Here is a 19,529-nt window from a genome sequence, read left to right as displayed (position 1 = left end):
TTACAACTGATGAGGTGACTTTCACAGTGTTTAACTTTAAAATAAATATGAAACGGGGTGAGGGAATGAACGAGCATCTGCAGGACTTTATACAATATATGATCATTGAAAAAGGCCTCTCTAAAAATACAATTCAGTCGTATGAAAGAGACCTTAAAAGCTATATCGCATATTTAATGAAAGTTGAACAGATCAGTGAAATGAACGACATCCAGAGACTTCATGTGCTACAGTTTTTTCAGCATCTGAAGCAGCAGGGGAAGTCATCTAAAACAATCGCAAGGCATACATCATCTATCAGGTCATTTCATCATTACTTAATGAGGAACAGATTAAGCACGCAAGATCCTACTGAACATCTGAATACGCCTAAAGCAGAAAAGTCTCTCCCTAAGGTATTATCAATAGAAGAAGTGGAGGCGCTGCTTGAGAGTCCTGATCTGACAAAGAAAAATGGTCTGAGAGATAAAGCGATGCTTGAAGTCTTGTACGGGACAGGGATGCGTGTCAGTGAATTAATCGATTTAAATATGGATGACATTAATCTGGATATGGGGTTTATCAAATGCAGAGGGAAGGGAAATAAAGAAAGAATTATACCTATCGGTCAGACAGCAACCGGTGTGATTAAAGGTTATATCCGCCAGCAAAAAACAAGAAAACCAGGTGAACAGGCACTATTTTTGAATCACCATGGAAGAAGACTGAGCAGACAGGGTTTCTGGAAAATCTTAAAAGCGCTTTCCGGCAGAGCAGGAATTGAAAAAGAACTGACGCCCCACACACTCAGACATTCATTTGCCACTCATCTGCTCGAAAATGGTGCAGATTTGAGAGCTGTGCAGGAAATGCTTGGACATGCAGATATCTCAACTACACAAATCTATACGCATGTATCTACAAAAAGAATCAGGGAAGTTTATTCACAGTTTCATCCGAGAGCCTGATTCTCGGTAAATTTAGTTGTCAGACTTCAGACGTATCCCTTGTCACATCGGTTAAAAAATAGGTACAATATAAGCAGTTATTAAAGGAGGAAACAATTATGAGTGATAATCGATTTAAGCGCATTCATCTGATTGTAATGGATTCAGTTGGAATTGGAGAAGCTCCGGATGCTGAGGCATTTAATGATAAAGGTGCGCACACGCTTGGCCATATTGCAGAGCACATGAATGGACTCGAAATGCCGAATATGGGAAAGCTGGGTCTATCAAATATTGAAAACATTAAAGGGATCGAGCCTGCAACAGAACCTCTTGCGAAATATACAAAAATGCAGGAAGCATCTGTAGGGAAAGATACAATGACCGGCCACTGGGAGATTATGGGCCTAAATATCGATACACCTTTTAAAGTATATCCTGAGGGCTTTCCATCTGAGCTGATACAGGCTCTTGAGGAAAAGACTGGACGTAAAGTAATCGGAAATAAGCCGGCAAGTGGAACTGCGATTCTGGATGAACTTGGTGAAGAACATATGAAGACAGGAGCGCTTATTGTTTATACATCAGCGGATCCGGTTCTTCAGATTGCTGCACACGAAGATATCATTCCAATTGAAGAGCAATATAAAATCTGTGAAATTGCAAGAGAGCTCACGCTCGATGAAAAGTACTTAGTTGGACGTATTATCGCAAGACCGTTTGTCGGAGAGCCGGGTTCTTTTAAACGGACTAAAAATCGTCATGACTATGCATTAAAGCCTTTTGACCGTACTGTAATGAATGAATTGAAAGATGAAAATCTGGATGTCATTGCCATCGGTAAAATTTCTGACATTTATAATGGTGAAGGTGTGACTGAATCACTGCGCACAGCAGATAATATGGACGGAATGGATAAGCTGATTCAGACTTTTGACAAGGATTTTACAGGGCTCAGCTTTTTAAACCTTGTTGATTTCGATGCACTATTCGGTCATAGACGAGATCCTAAAGGATATGGGGAAGCATTAGAAGAATATGATGCGCGTCTGACAGAAGTATTTGAAAAAATGACTGAGGATGACCTGTTGATTATCACTGCTGACCACGGAAATGATCCTGTTCACCACGGTACAGACCATACCCGTGAATATGTACCTCTTCTTGTGTACTCACCGGCATTAACAGGAGGGGAAATCCCTGTAAGGGAAACATTTGCTGATATCGGTGCTACCATTGCTGAAAACTTTAACGTAAAAGCACCGGCTTTCGGGAAGAGTTTTTTAACTGATTTATCTAAATAACATTAATCTGTTCAGAGCGGATTCAATACCGCTCTGAATAAAATGAATAAACCTGAAAAGAGGCATCTTAACATGAGAATGGTAGATATTATTGAAAAGAAAAGAAATGGTCAGGAATTGTCAACTGAAGAGATAAGCTTCGTCATCGAAGGCTATACGAATGAAACAATCCCAGACTACCAGGTAAGCGCTTTATTAATGGCAATATATTTTGAAGGTATGACACAGTCAGAACGTGCAGATCTGACAATGGCAATGGTTGAATCGGGAGACCAGATCGATTTATCTGCAATTGAGGGAATTAAAGTGGATAAACACTCAACCGGCGGTGTTGGTGATACCACTACGCTGATTCTTGGACCCCTTGTTGCAGCAGCAGGTGTGCCGGTGGCAAAAATGAGTGGACGCGGACTTGGTCACACAGGTGGTACAATTGATAAACTTGAAGCAGTTCCTGGCTTCCATGTGGAGTTATCGAGTGATGAGTTCACACGACTTGTGAATGAAGAAAAACTTGCTGTTATCGGTCAAAGTGGCAACTTAACGCCTGCAGACAAAAAACTGTATGCACTGCGTGACGTGACAGCAACAGTAAACAGCATTCCGCTGATTGCTTCTTCGATCATGAGTAAAAAAATCGCTGCCGGTGCTGATGCCATTGTTCTTGATGTTAAAACTGGTGCCGGGGCATTTATGAAAGATGAAGCGCAGGCCCGTGAACTAGCAGAGGCGATGGTCAGAATCGGAAATAACGTTGGCCGTCAGACAATGGCTGTTATTTCTGATATGAGTCAGCCGCTTGGATTTGCGATCGGAAATGCTTTAGAAGTAAAAGAAGCGATCGATACGTTAAAAGGTGAAGGTCCTGAAGATCTGACAGAACTCTGTCTTGTTCTGGGCAGTCACATGGTCGTATTGTCTAAAAAAGCCGAAACGCACGAAGAAGCAAGAAAGATGCTTGAAGATGCAATTCAAAGCGGAGAAGCACTTAACCGCTTCAAAGCGTTTCTTAAAGGCCAGGGTGGCGACGCCTCAGTAGTAGATGATCCGTCGAGACTCCCTCAGGCAGAACATAAAATTGAACTGCCGGCTAAAAGCAGCGGTAAAGTCAGCCGCATTATTGCTGACAATGTTGGGACAGCAGCAATGTGGCTTGGAGCAGGAAGAGCAACCAAGGAAAGCGAGATCGACCTTGCAGTTGGTCTGATGCTTAAAAAGAAAGTCGGAGATGAAGTGCAAGAAGGAGAATCGCTCGTCACAATTTATGCGAATGACTTATCAGAAGTAGAAAAAGTGAAAGCTAAACTTTATGAAAGTATTGAAGTTTCCACAGAAGGTCATGCACCAGCCTTAATTGTAGATCAGGTAACAGGAGAATAACGCTCAGAGCCGCAGCTTAACGCTGCGGCTTTTTATGTATAAAAAATCAAAAACCACAAATCATAATAAAAACCGTTAAAGGGCGTGTATGTGTTGAAGAAAATAATGTTCCTCTTTTGCCTGACGTTATTCATATGCCTGCAATCACAGTCCAGTGCTGCAGAACCCGCTTTCGACAATATCAAATCGGGCATTTTGATTGATGCCGATTCCGGAATGGTGATTTATGACCAGAATAGCAGTGAAAAACTTCCACCTGCTTCCATGACTAAAATTGCGACGCTCCTTTTAATCATGGAAGAAGTGAACAGCGGCAGCCTGAAATGGGATGATAAGGTCACAACAAGCAGCACAGCAGCCGGAATGGGAGGTTCCCAGATTTATTTAAAAGAAGGAGAAACCATGACAGTCCGGGAGCTCATCAAAGCAATCTCCATTGCTTCAGCGAATGATGCGTCAGTTGCACTTGCAGAACATATTGCAGGAACTGAAGAAGCATTTGTCAGCAAAATGAATCAAAAAGCTGAAGAGCTTGGATTAAAAAACACTCACTTTAAGAATGTCACAGGGCTGCCTGACGAAGGTCATGTCAGTTCAGCGATGGATATGGCCAGACTTGCAATGGAACTGCTGACACATGAGGAGATTACTGAGTTCACTGGTACGTATGATGATTACCTCAGACAGGATGAAAATCCATTCTGGCTTGTAAACACAAACAAATTGATCAGATCCTATCCGGGGGCAGACGGGTTGAAAACAGGGTTTACAAATGAAGCGAAATACTGTCTCACCGCCACAGCTAAAAGAGGAGACATGCGCCTGATCAGTGTTGTATTCGGTGCACCGAGCTCAAAAGAGAGGAATCAGGTGTCTTCAGACATATTAAATTACGGCTTTAAAAACTATGTGACTAAGACATTCAATCAAAAAGGCGAAGTGCTGGCAGAAGCGGCAATCAATAAAGGTTCAGCTGAAAAAATTCATGCGGAGTTAAAGAACTCCCTGAAAATCATTGAAAAGAAAAATGAGAAAGCTCAATATACGAGGAAACTTACGGTTTATAAAAAGCTTGATGCACCGATCAATAAGGGTCAAGAGGTTGGGTACGTCTCACTGCACAAAAACGGTAAAGAGATTTCAAAAGAACTTCTAATTTCCTCCAAACATATTAAAAAAGCGGACTGGACGGATCTGTTCAGACGCTCATGGAAACGCGTATTATATGCGGAATAAGTCGAAAAACAACTAGTTTTTTCTACTATTGTCATGAGGCAGGATTACGTTACTTCTATCGTGAATACTCCGGATTACAGCTGAGATTAAAATCTGACAGCTGAAAAAGGAGGAATAGGTATGGCGTGCAACGTAGAGGCTGAAGTCAAAGGTAATGTACTGTTACTGAGAATGAGCGGTGAGCTTGATCATCATGAAGTAGGTCCTATTCGAAAAGAACTGATTGAATTGATGGAAAAAGAGTCAATCAGACATATGATTTTAAATCTTGCCAACCTTGAATTTATGGATAGTTCCGGACTCGGCTTAATTCTCGGAAGATATAAGCATCTGCAGAAAATCGGGGGCAATATGGTACTATGCGCAGCAACACCTGCAGTAAAAAGATTATTTGAAATGTCAGGTATGTATAAAATTCTCATCGTTGAACTGTCAGAAGAACGGGCTTTTTCAAGATTGGAGGCAGTCCAATGAAAAACAGTCTGACATGCCATTTTACTTCCATCAGTGAAAATGAAGGGCTTGCAAGAATGATTGCCGCTTCATTTATCGCGCCATACGACCCGACGGTAGGAGAATTGAGTGATATTAAAACAGTTGTTTCAGAAGCTGTTACAAATGCAGTCATCCATGGTTATAACGAAGAAGATTTCCATGAAATCACGCTGAAGCTCCACATTGAACAAAGACTGTTAACAATTGAGATCATTGATGAAGGCAAAGGAATGGAAAAAGTGGAACAGGCGATGGAGCCGCTGTATACTTCAAGGCCTGATATGGAAAGGTCGGGAATGGGCTTTACAATTATGGAACATTTTATGGATCAAGTCGAAGTAAGATCTGCATCAAATCAGGGGACAACAGTCAAAATGGTGAAGCAGCTTTCAGCTGTGAATGCCAATTGTCTGTAGGCCGATTTGTATGAATGCTAATTCTATTAATCATGAAGAAATTCGTGAGTGGATCAGACAAAGTCAGGACGGTAATCAGCAGGCCAGGGATAAAATGGTTGAGAAAAACGTCAGGCTTGTCTGGTCGGTTGTTCAGCGCTTTCAACATCGCGGATATGAATTGGACGATTTATTTCAAATTGGTGCGATCGGATTGTTAAAAGCGGTTGATAAGTTTGACCTTTCATATGATGTAAAATTTTCGACATACGCGGTACCGATGATCATCGGTGAAATTCAGCGCTTTTTAAGAGATGACGGAACAGTAAAAGTAAGCAGGTCAATAAAAGAGCTGGGGTACAAAGTAAGAAGAGCACGTGAACATTTATCTGCAACATTAAACAAAGTGCCGACACTCTCAGAAATTGCAGATTATCTGCATGTGTCGATTGATGATATTGTACTTGCCCAGGAAGCATCTAAAGCACCTTCATCTATACATGAAACTGTATATGAGAGTGAAGGGGATCCAATCACACTGTTAGACCAGCTGGCAGGCGGGGACGATCAGTGGTTTAATCAGATCGCTTTAAAAGAAGCGCTGATGACACTTGATCACAGAGACAGGACGATTATTTTCTTCAGGTATTTTAAGGATTGGACCCAGTCTGAAGTGGCAAAGGAATTAGGGATATCACAGGTACAGGTTTCTCGTATTGAGAAAAAAGTATTATCCTCTATCAAAGATTGGCTTGAAGAAGAACAGAGGGCTTAATAAGGGGGTGAAGAGCGTGGATGCATATATCGAAATGAAATCAAAAGCAATGGTGAAAGAAGGGCCGGTTACATTGAATGATATTGCTGAGATCTTTGCAGAGGATCATCTTAAGCAGTTGCTGATGTGTGACATTGTTTTAAAAGATGTTGACGGCCGATACTCTGTTATCAGCAGGACAGACCTCCAAAGGAAGTATCAGCACCAGAATATTATCATTACAGGCAGTGCCCTTACAATTGTTGAGAGAATGGAAGCGTCGCGCTCTTCAGTCGCTCTTTTAATTACGGTCTGGCTGTTGCTGTTTACAGGTTCAGCATTAACAATCATGTATTTTCATGAAGATGTAAGCATGGCTGAAACACAGATGGTTATTGTGAGTATGCTGGGTAATCCTCATCCTTTCTGGTTTCAGATTCCGTATTCTATCGGAATAGGAGCAGGTATGCTTCTGTTTTTTAACAGAATCATTAAAAAGCAGTTTAATGATGAACCGAGTCCGCTTGACATTGAGATTTACAAATATGAAAAGTCGGTTGAAGATTATGTGAAATCTGCTGACCGGCGGGATCACGAATGATTGCAAATTTACTTGCAGCCTTTACAGGAATATCTGGCGGATTTGCTGTGGGTGGCGGGTTTGTTGCTTTTATCTCAGTACTTGGTGTATTACCGAGAGTCATATTATTAACATCTCAAAAATCTCAGTTAAGGATCATAGAATGGGCGCTTATTGCAGGGGCTCTATGTGGGACAGGCGTGCTGTTTGGCCCAGTCTATATTCAAACACCGTTTCTGGTTCCGGCAGCCGGCCTGTTTTCAGGTCTGTTTATCGGAATGATGGCAGCCGCGTTAACAGAGGTGTTAAACGTTATTCCACTGATAACCAGACGTCTGAAAGTCGCAGGCAGTCTCCAGATCATTATTGCAGCAATTATTGCGGGAAAAGTAGCCGGTTCACTCTTTTACTGGCTGATCTTTTTGCCGGTATGGAAGGATTGAAATAAATGAAGAAGCTCCCCAAAGAAAATCGGGAATTGGACAGCAGATTAAAAGAAGCTGGACTTGGCAAAAGCTTTGACTTTATCGTCAGGCGAATTGAATTTGGCTCTGAGCAGATAAATCTGTATGCTGTGAATGGTCTTTGTGAAACGAGATTCATTATGAAAATCCTTGATGAATTAAGTGCTCTGCATGACTATGATGACGGCGACATTTTCAGAGAAGTCGTCAATCAGAGGATTATTCATCATTCAGTTGAAATGACTGACTCAGAGGATGAATTGATCAGGCAGGTTTTTTCAGGTCTGATAGCCATTAAAATTGACGGTGATCAGGAGTGTTTTTTAGTCGACGTCAGAAGCTATCCCGGACGTCAGCCGGAAGAGCCTGATAATGAAAAAGTAGTAAGGGGATCGAGAGACGGTTTTGTCGAAAATATCATTGTAAATACTGCACTTACAAGAAGAAGAATCAGGGATAAGGGCATCAGGTTTGAGATGCTTGAAGTTGGAGAAAGATCAAAAATGGATGTTGCGATCGGTTATATCGATGGGATCGCAAATAAAGAGCTCATTAACATTATTAAAAAAGAAATTTCTGAGATCAATACTGATGGACTGATTATGACTGATAAGTCACTTGAGGAATACCTTGTAAAACAGGGTTTTAATCCGTATCCGCTTGTCAGATTTACTGAAAGAGCGGATATAGCAGCAGAGCATCTTCTTGAAGGTCATATCTGTATTTATATTGATACATCCCCGGGTGTTATGATCGCACCTGCAACATTTTTTCATCATGTCCAGCATGCTGAGGAATTCAGGCAGTCTCCTGCAGCAGGTACAATGATGAGGTTTATCAGATTTTCCGGAATCATCGCATCAATCATACTCATCCCTCTCTGGTATCTGATGGCGATCGACCCTTTTATGAAACCGATTGAATTATCTTTTATCGGCACAAAAGAAGACTCTGCAATCCCATTGATTATCCAGCTATTATTGGCTGATATTGGTATCGAATTTTTAAGAATGGCTGCTATACACACCCCTACACCTTTATCTACAGCCATGGGATTGATCGCGGCTGTTTTAATCGGGCAGATCGCGGTTGATGTCGGCTTATTTGTTCCTGAAGTCATTCTTTATGTATCAGTTGCGGCGATTGGTACTTTTGCTACACCGAGTTATGAACTGAGCATTGCCAATAAATTTGCCAGAACTTTTTTACTTCTAATGACGGCTTTTTTTCATACCAGCGGTCTTGTGATTGGGGTCACAGTGCTTATTATCTATCTGGCAAGAATTAAAGTTTTTTCAGTACCATATTTGTGGCCGCTGCTCCCATTCAGACCAATTGCGCTTTGGCAGGTCATAACACGTGTACCTGTGACCAGCTCATTTTTAAGACCGATGATCGTGAAATCTGAAGACCGGATCAGACAGAAGCGGAAAAATTGATGCATTGCACGAAATCGCTTTACTGTGGTAATGTACTTACTATCTATAAATGATATTTCGCAGTAAAGAAGGGGTTAAAATATGCATTTTTATGGCACATCATCTATAAATGAAAATGGGCATTTAACAATCGGTGGAGTAGATACAATAGAACTGGCAAAAGAATTTGGAACTCCGCTATATGTTTATGACACACAGTTAATCCGCGAGCGGGCGCGGGGTTTTAAAAATACTTTTGATCAGTTAGGCGTTACTTCCCAGGTTGCATACGCAAGCAAGGCATTTTCTTCAATTGCTATGATACAGCTGATTGATCAGGAGGGGCTTAGCCTCGATGTGGTGTCAGGCGGGGAATTATATACAGCTTTGAAGGCAGGCTTTAATCCTGAAAAGATTCATTTTCATGGAAACAATAAAAGCGCTGAAGAAATTGCAATGGCTTTAGACGCTGATATCGGCTGCTTTGTTGTGGATAATTTTCATGAAATTAACCTTTTGTCTGATATCTGTCAGGAAAAAGGTAAGACCGCATCAATTCTGTTAAGGGTGACACCGGGAATTGAAGCACATACACATGATTATATTTTAACCGGCCAGGAAGATTCAAAATTTGGATTTGACCTGCAAAACGGTCAGGCAGAAGAAGCGCTAGAAAAAACGCTGGACCTTAAGCAGCTGCACGTACTTGGACTCCATTGTCATATTGGATCCCAGATTTTTGAAACGACCGGCTTTATCATGGCCGCTGAAAAAATGATTGAGAAAATGTCAGTATGGAAGCAGCAGTACAATTTTTCAGCTGAAGTGCTGAACTTAGGCGGCGGATTTGGCATACGTTATACGAAAGATGATGAACCGCTTGCCCCGGGTAAATATGTTGAAGATATTATTACCAGAGTAAAATCGCTCATGGCTGACTATCAGCTCACAATGCCTGAGATCTGGATTGAACCGGGACGCTCACTTACAGGAGATGCGGGCACTACTTTGTATACAGTAGGCTCATCTAAGAATGTGCCTGACGTAAGAAATTACCTGGCGGTTGACGGAGGGATGAGTGACAATATACGGCCAGCCCTTTATAATGCCAGATATGAAGCTGTAATTGCAAACCGTCCTGAAGCTGAGCCCGAATCTGTTGTATCGATTGCAGGTAAGTGCTGTGAGTCCGGGGATATGCTAATTTGGGACCTGCCGATCAGTATGCATTCATCAGGAGATGTACTTGCGGTATTCTGCACTGGCGCTTATGGCTATGCAATGGCAAATAACTATAACCGTATTCCGCGTCCTGCTGTAGTGTTCGTTGAAAATGGTGAAGCGGAACTTGTCATTGAGCGCGAAAAATATGAAGACCTGATCAGACATGACCTGCCGTTAAAAGCGCAGCATGGAGGTCAGAAATGAAAAAGCAAAACATATTAACTTTTATTGCCCTGTTAATTATGGCTGTTATCTGGGGAATTATCTACTGGGCTTTCATTGTCTGAAGGCAAAAATTGAAAAGTTCTGCTGCATCTAGTATGATATGTAACGGTATAAGGACAAAATTGATTTAACCGGATCAACTGCCGGATCATAAACCGGCATATGATGATTACAACTTGGTGAGGAGTACTTTATGTTAATTCGTTATAAAAAATCCTTTGAGAAAATTGCAATGGGCCTGATGTCTTTTATGCCAACTGAAAAAGAGATTAAACAACTGCAGCAGTCGATGAAGCAGTATGAAGAAGAACCTAATTTTCAGTTGTTTCTCTGGAAGGAAGAAGATATTATCGGTCTTGCAGGTGTTGAGATTGAAGAGGAGTGTGTTACATTGCGTCACATCTCAGTTAACCCCTCTCACCGCAATGAAGGAGTAGGGCATCGTATTGTTTCAGCACTTAAAGAAATGTACAATGAAAAAGAATTGGGCAGTACATCGTACACAGAAGGATTTTTTCAAAAATGTAATGATAATGAAACCGCAGCTGACTAATGCTGCGGTTTCATTAATTTTTATAAGGTGATCTGGATTTGGAGATCAGTGCTTGCTGTCTCAATGAAATAACGTCAGCTCTGTCACGTAATTTATGTCTGTCGATCAGCATTTTATTCTGAAGGTCACTTGTGCTGCCCCAGCTGTAACCTCTATCGCTGCATATCTTCCCGCATGCTTCGACCAGGTCCTGATCAGTCAGTGGAATCATTACGCTCTGGTAAGGTGAATGAGTAAGGATTGCCCCTTCTAATTCAGTCATCAGCTGTATCAGTCTGTCAGTATCAATTGATAAGTGTCCTGCAGCATCTGTAAAACTTAAGATTTTTTCTTTGGACTGCCTGATCATTCTGAGTGCTCCGCTGTAGTTTCCCCGTCTTTGATGATATAACGCTACTGCGAGCTGTATCAGCCCGACCCAGATTGAATGTTTATTCCCATCAGTGTTTTCTTTCCAATATTCTTCAAGCACTTCATGACATTCAAAGTAGTCGCGATCGCCGTGGAAGTGAACTAAAAATTGAATATAGGAATCCGGATATTTTCTAATCGTTAGCACCTCCGTTCGTGGACAAGTTTAGCATATGGTTTTTTCAGCTCCAAACATTTTGAAAATACCAGAGAGTGATGACAACTGCCAGTATCATACCAGTTAAATCCGCAAGCAGTCCGACAGCAAGTGCCCTTCCCATTTTTTTAATACCAACAGCACCAAAATATACGGTCAGAATATAGAGTGTTGTATCTGTACTTCCCTGTATAACGGCAGCCATTCTTGAAATGATATGCTCGGTTCCGTATGTATGAGTCAAATCTGCCGTGATACTTAACGCTGCGGTACCTGAAATGGGCCTGGTTAAAAAAAGAGGAAATAGTTCTGCCGGGATATGAAAAGTCAGAAATAACGGCGATAGCAGGTTTGTGATCCATAACAATAAACCTGAAGATCGGAGCACGCTGATTGCGGCCATCATACCAACTAAAAACGGCAAAAGCTCAGCGGCCATTTGGAGTCCTTCTTTTCCTCCACTTACAAAAGCACTGTATGCATCTGTTCTTGTTATTAGTGCTGAAAACAAAATCACAAGAATAAATAATGGCAAAATCAGCTTGGCCAGAAATACAATATCAATCACGACTGCCACCTGAAACGATTTTCCAGCTGATTCTGTCATATAAAATGGCAGCAGAACATGACAGGACTGTCGCAATAAATGCCGGAATGACAATATCAAGCGGATCAGCGGCACCTTCAGATAGTCTCATCGATACAATCGTGGCTGGGAAAAAGGTCACGGCTGCTGTATTCATACAGAGGAAAGTAACCATCGAACGGCTTGCCAGTTCAGCGTTTTTATTCATGGATTGGAGCTCTTTCATCGCTTTAACGCCAAAAGGGGTCGCAGCGTTACCCAGACCGAAAAAATTAGCTGATAAATTTGTCATGATATAACCGGCAGCAGGGTGATTTTTAGGCAGATCCGGAAATAATCTGCGAATAAAAGGATAACCGAGTTTAGTCACTAATTGTAATAAGCCCGCACGTTTTGCGATCTCCATCATTCCGAGCCAGAGCGTGAAAACTGCGACAAATCCGATCACTAATTCCACTGACTGCCCCGCAGATTGTAAAAGTCCTTTATTTACTTCGTCTACAGTTCCATTAAAAAAACTGAACAGGATACCCGAGATCAGCATGAAGATCCATATCAGGTTTACCATGTGAAAAACTCCTTTATTTTTCTAATCAGTGTCTGATAGAACGCAGGTGAATCAGTCTTGTCTGCATAAAGTTTTACTTTGGTTAACTCTTCATCCTGAATGTATACGCTCAGTGAAGGTGTATCTCCGTGCTTAATGTGGTAGACAATCTGCTCAGTCTCATCTTCAGTCAGCGGAACTTTTTTTACCTGTTTAGATATGTACTTCATATTTTCATATGATCCGGGTAATACAGGAACAGGACCTTTAGATATTACTTCAAAAGTAGCATACCGCTTGAACGCATCTTCAAAAAGTGACATATGATCATTCCAGTCATCAGGTGCATTAATTGTGACAGCTATTAAGGTCATATTGTTTTTGGTAGCGGTCGTAACCAGCGTTCTGCCGGCTTTTTTTGTAAATCCTGTCTTGCCGCCATCTGAATGAGGATACAATCCTGTAACAAGACGGTGTTTATTGTTCCAATGATAATCGTTAAATGAAGGCTTGTATGATTTAGAAGAAAAGATGGTGTTGAACTGATCATTCTTTATGGCTTCTTTAGTAAGTATGGCCATATCAAAAGCAGTTGACAGATGCTTGTCATCCGTATCAAGTCCATGTGGATTTGTAAAATATGAGTTGGACATTTGAAACGCTTTTGCTTCTTTATTCATCAGTTCAGCAAACTGTTCTACTGACCCGCTGATATGTTCAGCAATTGCCACGGCAGCATCATTGCCTGATCTGAGCAGGAGTCCGTACAAAAGATCTTTTAACAGTACTTTTTCACCTGCTTTCAAATAAAGGCTTGAACCCTCTGCAGATGAAGCTTTTGTTGAAATTTTTACTTGATCATCCAAATTGCCGTGTTTAAGTGCCACATGAGCAGTCATAATTTTTGTAATGCTTGCAATTTTTAATTTTTCGTGCTCATTTTTATTAAAAAGAACCCTTCCACTTTCTGCTTCGATTAGAATTGATGATTGTGCGGAGACATCTATAGCATGTACAGGCTGACAGATTAACAGGAACATGATACATACAGCCAGAATTTTTTTAATCGGGCACACCTCCTAATGTATCATTATGAACCCCTTTGAAAATTAGACCTAAAAAAGACACGTGCATGAGCACGTGTCATTCGTTTGCTGAAAGGCCGTTCCTTAATGATTCAAAGAATAAATCACTATCTTCATTTTCATCATCTATATCCTCTGGAAGGGGAGGAAGTTCTGACAAATCTTTAAGACCGAGGTAATCCAGAAATTCTGCAGTCGTGCCGTATAAAATAGCTCTTCCTGCGCCTTCATTACGGCCAACCTCTTTAATCAGTCCTCTTGCGATCAGTGTATGAACAGGGCCATCAGTCTTAACACCTCTGACTTCTTCAATCTGTACTCTGGTTACCGGCTGTTTATAAGCAATAATTGCCAGGGTTTCAAGTCCGGCTTGTGTCAGAGAGGAAGGTGAAGGTGAATCGGCCAGTAGCTTAATATGTGCTGCAAGGCTTTTTTTTGTAACAAATTGATATTTCCCTGCATAAGCAGCAATTTCAAGTCCTCTTGACGGATCTTCCTCATACTGTGCTGCGATCGATTTCATCAGATCAGCAATCTCTGAAACCACCATGTTCAATGCTTCAGCAATTTGATCTTCTGAAAGTCCTGAATCCCCTGCTGTAAATAAAAGTCCTTCTATAATTGCATTTTGATTATCGCTGTCCAACTAATGACACTCCTTCAGTACTTTCCACCATGATTTCTGAAAAATTATGATCCTGCTTAATATGAATCTCCTGCCTTTTAACTAATTCAAGCACTGCCATGAATGAGACAACCATATGCGGTTTTTCGGCTACGGGAAATAGTTCAGAGAAAGTTCGCGGCGCAGCATGTGCCCGGATGGTTTGGAGAATTTCAGACATGCGTGTTTCAATTGATATTTCCTGTCTGGCAATTCTTGTAGACAGCGGTTTTTTAATCTTTTTACGTCGCATTAATTTATTAAATGCACCAATCAGATCATGCAGGTCAATATTTGTTTCAGATCCCGCACTCACCTGCTCTGAGTATGAACTTAGATCTTCAGGAGGCTTTGTATAATGAAGACTTCTTTCATCCTCTTTTTGCTTAAGCTCGGTAGCAGCTTTTTTGTATTTTTTATATTCAATGAGCTTTTCAACTAATTCTTCTCTGGGGTCTTCTTCAAATGATTGATCTTCTTCCCAATATTCTTCCTGCTTAGGGAGGAGCATTCTGCTCTTAATTGACATTAAAGTAGCAGCCATCACGAGATACTCACTCGCAGTATTCAGCTCCAGTACACTCATTGCTCTAATATAGAGAGTATACTGTTCAGAAATTTCAGCCATTGGGATATCATATATGTCGATTTCAAGACCCTGTATAAGATGAAGCAGAAGGTCAAGCGGGCCTTCAAATGCATCAAGCTTTACTGTGTATTCCATTTCATCACCATTCTAGCGCATACGCTGAGATTCTTTCATCATGCTAATTATATCTGAAGAAATAGGCAGATCCAACAGTTAATCAGGGTTTTATATGATCGTGATTTGCTTTTGACCATATATGTGACATAATGCTGTAAGAAGAAGAACAAATGAAGAGGTGTAAGAGATGGAGAGATTACAAAAAGTGATTGCACACGCTGGAGTGGCATCACGCAGAAAAGCAGAAGAATTAATTTTACAGGGTAAAGTAAAGGTGAATGGAAAAACCGTTAAAGAACTTGGCACTAAAGTGACAGCTTCAGATAAAATAGAAGTTGAAGGAGTCAAAATTGAGCGGGAAAACAAAGTATATTATCTATTCTATAAACCATCCGGTGTGATCTCAGCTGTTAGTGACGATAAAAACCGCAAAGTAGTAACTGATTATTTTCAGCATGTGGAAGAGAGAATTTATCCGGTTGGAAGACTGGACTATGACACATCAGGTTTACTGCTGCTGACCAATGATGGGGAATTTGCCAACCTGTTGACTCACCCTAAATATGAAGTCCCTAAAACGTATGTTGCCAGAGTCAAAGGGCTTGTGAAACGTGAAGTGATTAAAAAACTTGAAAGAGGTATCAAGCTTGAAGATGGAATGACTGCGCCTTCTAGAGCGAAAGTGATTTCAGCTGATAAGCAGAAAGATAAAACCATCCTTGAGATTACGATTCATGAAGGACGTAACAGACAGGTCAGAAGAATGCTTGAGGCTGTAGGACATCCTGTTCAAAAGCTGAAAAGAGAAAGGTACGCCTTTTTGCATCTGACAGGCCTTAATGCCGGTGAAGCCAGAGAACTAACGCCGCATGAAGTGAAACAGCTGAGATCATTCGCAGAAAACGGACTTCATAACTGACAATTTTCACAGTTCATTCAAATACTATACGCTAATGCCTTTATAACGAATGCTATAATGACAATGATACTTTAGTGTGACCGTTTTAAGGGGGTAGCTAATATGAGTAAGAAAAAACAAAAAAGGCTCATCATGCGTGTATCGATTCTTGCTGTCTTACTTGCAGCAGTCTCATATACAATCTACTCCAGTGTGACTGGGGATGAAAAGTCCCTTGTCAGAGCTGGTGATCAGGCACCCGATTTTATACTCGAAGATTTGGATGGCGACACGCATCAGCTGTCAGATTATAAAGGCCAGGGTGTATTTTTAAATTTCTGGGGTACTTGGTGCGAACCTTGTAAAGAGGAATTTCCTTATATGCAAAAACAATATGAGGTCTTTAAGGACCAGGGAGTAGAAGTTATTGCAGTAAACGTAGGGGAATCTGAATTCAAAGTTTCCAATTTTGCCAATCAGTTCGGTCTTACATTTCCTGTGGTCAGAGATGTGAACAGTGACGTAATGGATGCTTATTCAATCGGACCGCTTCCAACGACGCTTCTTGTGAATCCTGATGGAGAAATTGAGAAGGTGATCACAGGCGAAATGAGTGAAGAAATGATTGTATCTTACATGAACATGATCAAACCTGAAAGTCAGGAGTCTTCTGAATGAGTAAATTGATTTGTAAATGCGGCCACGTAAATCCGGAAGGTTCTGAGTTATGTCAGGCCTGCGGCAGAACGTTAACTGAAAAAGCTGCCAAAAGAAAAACAAATGATGTGATGCGGTATGAGGGAATGGCGAGAAGATCTCAAACTTATCACGCTTCTGTTATTGATAAGGTGTGGAACTTCTTTTCATCAGTTAAAGTTGGCGTCTGGCTGATTGTTATTACACTGGTTGCTTCAGCAATCGGAACGATTTTTCCTCAGGAATTTTTTATTCCGCAAAATATTCCGGCTATAGAATATTATGAAGACCGTTACGGTATAGCCGGTAAAATCTATTATGTATTGGGTTTTCATGATTTATATGGATCCTGGTGGTATATGCTGCTCGTAGCAGCGATTGGGACATCGATTATTATAGCTAGTCTGGACCGGGGTATTCCGCTGTATAAAGCGCTGAAAAAACAGCGTGTGGAAAGACATGATTCTTTCCTGAAAAGACAGCGGATTTATTCTGCCTATGAAGCTAAAGGCTCGCTGGATACACTTAACCGCCTTAGCGAAGGTCTGAAAAAAAGACGTTACAAAGTCAGAGTGGAAAATGGTAGTCTTTTAGCTGAGAAAAACCAGTTTTCTAGATGGGGACCGTATATTAACCATACCGGACTGATTATTTTTTTAATCGGAGCAATGCTCAGGTTTGTACCTGGTATGTATGTCGATGAAATGTTATGGATTCGTGAAGGTGAAACTCAAATCATTCCCGGAACAGATCAGGAGTATCTTCTGAAAAATGAAGGGTTTACACTTGAAACGTATCAGGAAGGCGATTCCGAGGTATTTGATGAGACCATTCAGCGCACAGGTGCGATTGCTAAAAACTTCCAGACCGATGCTATACTTTATAAAAAAGACGAAAATGCGATTGCCGGTTCAACTGACAATATAACCGAAGTTGACCATCACGCAATTCAGGTAAATGTGCCGATGAAATTTGATCAATTTGCACTTTATCAGACAGATTATATTGAAGATGAATTATATAAGATGTCCTTTACAATGGACAGTAAAGAAACCGGTGAACCAGTCGGCAGTTTTACAGTCGATTTGTTTGACCCGAACACTTCAGGCGTATATGAATTAAACGATGGCTATGCTGTTGAAATTTCAGGTTATTATCCGGATTTCAGCGGATTTGATGACGGGGAGCCACAATCTGTTTCTCCTCTGCCTAACAATCCTGCATTTTTATTTAATATGATATCACCTGAACATCCTGATGGAGAAGTAGCGTTTGTAGCTATTCAGCAAAATCTTGAACCTCTTGGAGAGAATGACTATGAAATCAGTTTTAATGGCATTGAAACAAGGGATATTTCAGGGTTAACTGTCAGAAAAGATTTAACGCTGTGGATTCTTGCTTTAGGCGGCGCTATTTTTATGTTTGGGGTTATCGTTGGGTCCTACTGGAATCACAGAAGAATCTGGATTAAGACAGATGCCGATTCTCATTTGTATGCAGCAGGCCATACAAATAAAAACTGGTACGGATTGAAAAAAGACATTGCTCCGGCATTCGAATATGCTGGACTCGATCAGCCTGATGACCATCAGGAGCTGAAAGAATCCAAAGGCAATGCAAAGGAGGAAGATGAAAGTGGCACAACTCGCGAGCATAAGTAGTACGCTGCTGTATATAGCTTTTCTGTTATATCTTGTGGCAACTGTATTTTTCGCAGGATCAATTAAATCAAAAAAACATACGAATCAGACTGGCAAAAACAGATGGGCAACAATCGGAATTACCATAACGCTGATCGGATTTGCTTCTCAGCTTGGATATTTCTTTACGAGATGGATTGCTTCAGGACATGCGCCGGTCAGCAACCTGTTTGAATTTATTACATTTTTTGCGATGATGCTCGTTGCAGCATTTATTATCATTTACTTTATTTACCGTTTGCATATTCTTGGCGTATTTGCATTGCCGATTGCACTCCTAACAATTGCATACGCAAGCATGTTTCCAAGAGACGTTTCTCCTCTGATTCCTGCACTGCAAAGTGACTGGCTTGCTATTCACGTGTCAACAGTGGCTGCAGGTGAGGCGATTTTATCTGTCAGCTTTGTAGCTGGTCTGATTTTCCTCCTGAAAGACATTGATCTTTCAAAAGGTGGTAAACAGGTATTCTGGCTTGAATCTGTTCTCTTCGGTATTATTCTTGTAGTTGGATTCGTTTTAAGCGCAACAGTATTTTCTGTGGCAGGTTATGAATCTGAATTTACATTTATTAATGCTGATGAAGCAGAAACAGTTGTACAATATTCAATGCCTGCACTGGTTACACCTAATGAAGGTGAACTGATTACAGAGGGAGCATTCTCAACAGGCCTTGAAATGCATCCGCTTGTAAATGCATCAAGATTGAATACAGTGATCTGGTCTATCGGTGTAGGTATCATTCTTTACTTACTAATCAGACTGATCTCAAGAAGAAAAGTAGCTGCTCTATTCCAGCCGCTTGTTAAAAAAGCAAATCTGGATATGCTTGATGAAGTCGGCTACCGTTCAGTGCTGATCGGCTTTCCTGTATTTACATTAGGTGGTCTGATTTTTGCAATGATCTGGGCTCAAATTGCCTGGACACGCTTCTGGGGATGGGACCCTAAAGAGGTGTGGGCGCTTATTACATTCTTGTTCTATGCAGCGTTCCTGCACTTGAGACTGTCGAGAGGATGGGAAGGAAATCGTTCCGCCTGGCTTGCAGTAATTGGATTTGTTATTATTATGTTTAACCTTGTAGCAGTAAACTTAATTATTGCCGGACTCCATTCTTACGCTTAATC

Annotated in this window: 22 protein-coding genes; 16 read left to right on the top strand and 6 right to left on the bottom strand. The window is 41.0% G+C overall.

Features of this window, described 5'->3' with window-relative positions; genetic code table 11:
- The first annotated feature begins 65 nt into the window (after window positions 1-65).
- The 12 genes from xerD (at window position 66) to JOD21_RS00685 (ending at window position 10,954) form a co-directional block, all read left to right on the top strand.
- Window positions 66-947 carry a site-specific tyrosine recombinase XerD gene (gene xerD / locus JOD21_RS00740; protein ID WP_204727744.1) on the top strand — a complete coding sequence of 294 codons (882 nt, stop codon included), beginning with the start codon at window positions 66-68 and terminating at the stop codon, window positions 945-947.
- A 98-nt stretch (window positions 948-1,045) separates the two neighbouring features.
- A complete protein-coding gene (deoB, locus tag JOD21_RS00735; RefSeq protein ID WP_204727743.1) occupies window positions 1,046-2,230 on the top strand; it encodes a phosphopentomutase in 1,185 nt (394 codons plus the stop codon).
- Window positions 2,231-2,302: 72 nt separating this feature from the next.
- Window positions 2,303-3,610 (top strand): pyrimidine-nucleoside phosphorylase, encoded by a 1,308-nt coding sequence (locus JOD21_RS00730; protein WP_204727742.1) that lies wholly within the window; start codon window positions 2,303-2,305, stop codon window positions 3,608-3,610.
- Window positions 3,611-3,700: 90 nt separating this feature from the next.
- Window positions 3,701-4,846 carry a D-alanyl-D-alanine carboxypeptidase family protein gene (locus tag JOD21_RS00725; protein ID WP_380269785.1) on the top strand — a complete coding sequence of 382 codons (1,146 nt, stop codon included), beginning with the start codon at window positions 3,701-3,703 and terminating at the stop codon, window positions 4,844-4,846.
- A gap of 120 nt (window positions 4,847-4,966) precedes the next feature.
- Window positions 4,967-5,320: an anti-sigma F factor antagonist gene (gene spoIIAA / locus JOD21_RS00720; RefSeq protein ID WP_041122749.1), complete on the top strand. Its 354-nt coding sequence runs from the start codon at window positions 4,967-4,969 to the stop codon at window positions 5,318-5,320.
- Complete coding sequence (gene spoIIAB / locus JOD21_RS00715; protein ID WP_204727740.1) at window positions 5,317-5,757, top strand: anti-sigma F factor; 441 nt, start codon at window positions 5,317-5,319, stop codon at window positions 5,755-5,757. The genes spoIIAA and spoIIAB overlap by 4 nt, the downstream gene beginning before the upstream one ends.
- A 10-nt stretch (window positions 5,758-5,767) precedes the next feature.
- A complete protein-coding gene (gene sigF / locus JOD21_RS00710) occupies window positions 5,768-6,511 on the top strand; it encodes an RNA polymerase sporulation sigma factor SigF (RefSeq protein ID WP_239581231.1) in 744 nt (247 codons plus the stop codon).
- Window positions 6,512-6,527: 16 nt separating this feature from the next.
- Window positions 6,528-7,091, top strand: coding sequence for a stage V sporulation protein AA (locus JOD21_RS00705; RefSeq protein WP_204727738.1), 564 nt, complete (start codon window positions 6,528-6,530; stop codon window positions 7,089-7,091).
- Complete coding sequence (locus JOD21_RS00700) at window positions 7,088-7,513, top strand: stage V sporulation protein AB (protein WP_204727737.1); 426 nt, start codon at window positions 7,088-7,090, stop codon at window positions 7,511-7,513. Before JOD21_RS00705 ends, JOD21_RS00700 begins: the two co-directional genes overlap by 4 nt.
- Window positions 7,514-7,518: 5 nt before the next feature.
- Window positions 7,519-8,973 (top strand): spore germination protein, encoded by a 1,455-nt coding sequence (locus JOD21_RS00695; RefSeq protein WP_204727736.1) that lies wholly within the window; start codon window positions 7,519-7,521, stop codon window positions 8,971-8,973.
- A gap of 81 nt (window positions 8,974-9,054) precedes the next feature.
- Window positions 9,055-10,380, top strand: coding sequence for a diaminopimelate decarboxylase (lysA, locus tag JOD21_RS00690; protein ID WP_204727735.1), 1,326 nt, complete (start codon window positions 9,055-9,057; stop codon window positions 10,378-10,380).
- Between the two features lie 214 nt (window positions 10,381-10,594).
- Complete coding sequence (locus JOD21_RS00685) at window positions 10,595-10,954, top strand: GNAT family N-acetyltransferase (RefSeq protein ID WP_204727734.1); 360 nt, start codon at window positions 10,595-10,597, stop codon at window positions 10,952-10,954.
- A gap of 13 nt (window positions 10,955-10,967) precedes the next feature.
- Here JOD21_RS00685 and JOD21_RS00680 read toward each other — a convergent pair whose 3' ends face one another.
- From JOD21_RS00680 to JOD21_RS00655, 6 genes are all read right to left on the bottom strand, one after another.
- Complete coding sequence (locus tag JOD21_RS00680; RefSeq protein ID WP_338032842.1) at window positions 10,968-11,513, bottom strand: DUF309 domain-containing protein; 546 nt, start codon at window positions 11,511-11,513, stop codon at window positions 10,968-10,970.
- Window positions 11,514-11,547: 34 nt separating this feature from the next.
- Window positions 11,548-12,090 carry a spore maturation protein gene (locus JOD21_RS00675; RefSeq protein ID WP_338032841.1) on the bottom strand — a complete coding sequence of 181 codons (543 nt, stop codon included), beginning with the start codon at window positions 12,088-12,090 and terminating at the stop codon, window positions 11,548-11,550.
- Window positions 12,083-12,676, bottom strand: a complete 594-nt coding sequence (locus tag JOD21_RS00670) for a nucleoside recognition domain-containing protein (RefSeq protein ID WP_204727733.1) — start codon at window positions 12,674-12,676, stop codon at window positions 12,083-12,085. Before JOD21_RS00670 ends, JOD21_RS00675 begins: the two co-directional genes overlap by 8 nt.
- Window positions 12,670-13,695 (bottom strand): D-alanyl-D-alanine carboxypeptidase family protein, encoded by a 1,026-nt coding sequence (locus tag JOD21_RS00665; protein ID WP_204727732.1) that lies wholly within the window; start codon window positions 13,693-13,695, stop codon window positions 12,670-12,672. Before JOD21_RS00665 ends, JOD21_RS00670 begins: the two co-directional genes overlap by 7 nt.
- 103 nt (window positions 13,696-13,798) lie before the next feature.
- Window positions 13,799-14,386: an SMC-Scp complex subunit ScpB gene (scpB, locus tag JOD21_RS00660; RefSeq protein ID WP_204727731.1), complete on the bottom strand. Its 588-nt coding sequence runs from the start codon at window positions 14,384-14,386 to the stop codon at window positions 13,799-13,801.
- The gene (locus JOD21_RS00655) at window positions 14,373-15,128 is read right to left on the bottom strand and encodes a segregation/condensation protein A (RefSeq protein ID WP_204727730.1); all 756 of its coding nucleotides are present in this window, start codon (window positions 15,126-15,128) and stop codon (window positions 14,373-14,375) included. The genes scpB and JOD21_RS00655 overlap by 14 nt, the downstream gene beginning before the upstream one ends.
- 169 nt (window positions 15,129-15,297) lie before the next feature.
- Here JOD21_RS00655 and JOD21_RS00650 point away from each other — a divergent pair, with 169 nt between their 5' ends.
- From JOD21_RS00650 to ccsB, 4 genes are all read left to right on the top strand, one after another.
- Entirely contained in the window at window positions 15,298-16,029 is a 732-nt protein-coding gene (locus tag JOD21_RS00650) for a pseudouridine synthase (RefSeq protein ID WP_204727729.1), read from the top strand.
- Window positions 16,030-16,131: 102 nt separating this feature from the next.
- The gene (resA, locus tag JOD21_RS00645; protein WP_204727728.1) at window positions 16,132-16,686 is read left to right on the top strand and encodes a thiol-disulfide oxidoreductase ResA; all 555 of its coding nucleotides are present in this window, start codon (window positions 16,132-16,134) and stop codon (window positions 16,684-16,686) included.
- Entirely contained in the window at window positions 16,683-18,365 is a 1,683-nt protein-coding gene (locus JOD21_RS00640; protein ID WP_204727727.1) for a cytochrome c biogenesis ResB family protein, read from the top strand. The genes resA and JOD21_RS00640 overlap by 4 nt, the downstream gene beginning before the upstream one ends.
- Window positions 18,334-19,527 carry a c-type cytochrome biogenesis protein CcsB gene (gene ccsB, locus JOD21_RS00635; RefSeq protein WP_204727726.1) on the top strand — a complete coding sequence of 398 codons (1,194 nt, stop codon included), beginning with the start codon at window positions 18,334-18,336 and terminating at the stop codon, window positions 19,525-19,527. Before JOD21_RS00640 ends, ccsB begins: the two co-directional genes overlap by 32 nt.
- Window positions 19,528-19,529: the final 2 nt, after the last annotated feature.

Source organism: Jeotgalibacillus terrae (assembly GCF_016908195.1).
Lineage (GTDB): Bacteria > Bacillota > Bacilli > Bacillales > Jeotgalibacillaceae > Jeotgalibacillus > Jeotgalibacillus terrae.
Note: the sequence above shows the minus strand (reverse complement) of the source record. Positions and strands in the feature narration are given on the sequence as shown.

What these genes read in the sequence shown, in the direction of transcription:
- xerD (WP_204727744.1), top strand. Translation starts at nt 66, where the DNA reads ATGAACGAGCATCTGCAGGACTTTATACAATATATGATCATTGAAAAA.
- deoB (WP_204727743.1), top strand. Translation starts at nt 1,046, where the DNA reads ATGAGTGATAATCGATTTAAGCGCATTCATCTGATTGTAATGGATTCA.
- JOD21_RS00730 (WP_204727742.1), top strand. Translation starts at nt 2,303, where the DNA reads ATGAGAATGGTAGATATTATTGAAAAGAAAAGAAATGGTCAGGAATTG.
- spoIIAA (WP_041122749.1), top strand. Translation starts at nt 4,967, where the DNA reads ATGGCGTGCAACGTAGAGGCTGAAGTCAAAGGTAATGTACTGTTACTG.
- spoIIAB (WP_204727740.1), top strand. Translation starts at nt 5,317, where the DNA reads ATGAAAAACAGTCTGACATGCCATTTTACTTCCATCAGTGAAAATGAA.
- sigF (WP_239581231.1), top strand. Translation starts at nt 5,768, where the DNA reads ATGAATGCTAATTCTATTAATCATGAAGAAATTCGTGAGTGGATCAGA.
- JOD21_RS00700 (WP_204727737.1), top strand. Translation starts at nt 7,088, where the DNA reads ATGATTGCAAATTTACTTGCAGCCTTTACAGGAATATCTGGCGGATTT.
- JOD21_RS00695 (WP_204727736.1), top strand. Translation starts at nt 7,519, where the DNA reads ATGAAGAAGCTCCCCAAAGAAAATCGGGAATTGGACAGCAGATTAAAA.
- lysA (WP_204727735.1), top strand. Translation starts at nt 9,055, where the DNA reads ATGCATTTTTATGGCACATCATCTATAAATGAAAATGGGCATTTAACA.
- JOD21_RS00685 (WP_204727734.1), top strand. Translation starts at nt 10,595, where the DNA reads ATGTTAATTCGTTATAAAAAATCCTTTGAGAAAATTGCAATGGGCCTG.
- JOD21_RS00670 (WP_204727733.1), bottom strand. Translation starts at nt 12,676, where the DNA reads ATGGTAAACCTGATATGGATCTTCATGCTGATCTCGGGTATCCTGTTC.
- JOD21_RS00665 (WP_204727732.1), bottom strand. Translation starts at nt 13,695, where the DNA reads ATGTTCCTGTTAATCTGTCAGCCTGTACATGCTATAGATGTCTCCGCA.
- JOD21_RS00655 (WP_204727730.1), bottom strand. Translation starts at nt 15,128, where the DNA reads ATGGAATACACAGTAAAGCTTGATGCATTTGAAGGCCCGCTTGACCTT.
- JOD21_RS00650 (WP_204727729.1), top strand. Translation starts at nt 15,298, where the DNA reads ATGGAGAGATTACAAAAAGTGATTGCACACGCTGGAGTGGCATCACGC.
- resA (WP_204727728.1), top strand. Translation starts at nt 16,132, where the DNA reads ATGAGTAAGAAAAAACAAAAAAGGCTCATCATGCGTGTATCGATTCTT.
- JOD21_RS00640 (WP_204727727.1), top strand. Translation starts at nt 16,683, where the DNA reads ATGAGTAAATTGATTTGTAAATGCGGCCACGTAAATCCGGAAGGTTCT.
- ccsB (WP_204727726.1), top strand. Translation starts at nt 18,334, where the DNA reads ATGAAAGTGGCACAACTCGCGAGCATAAGTAGTACGCTGCTGTATATA.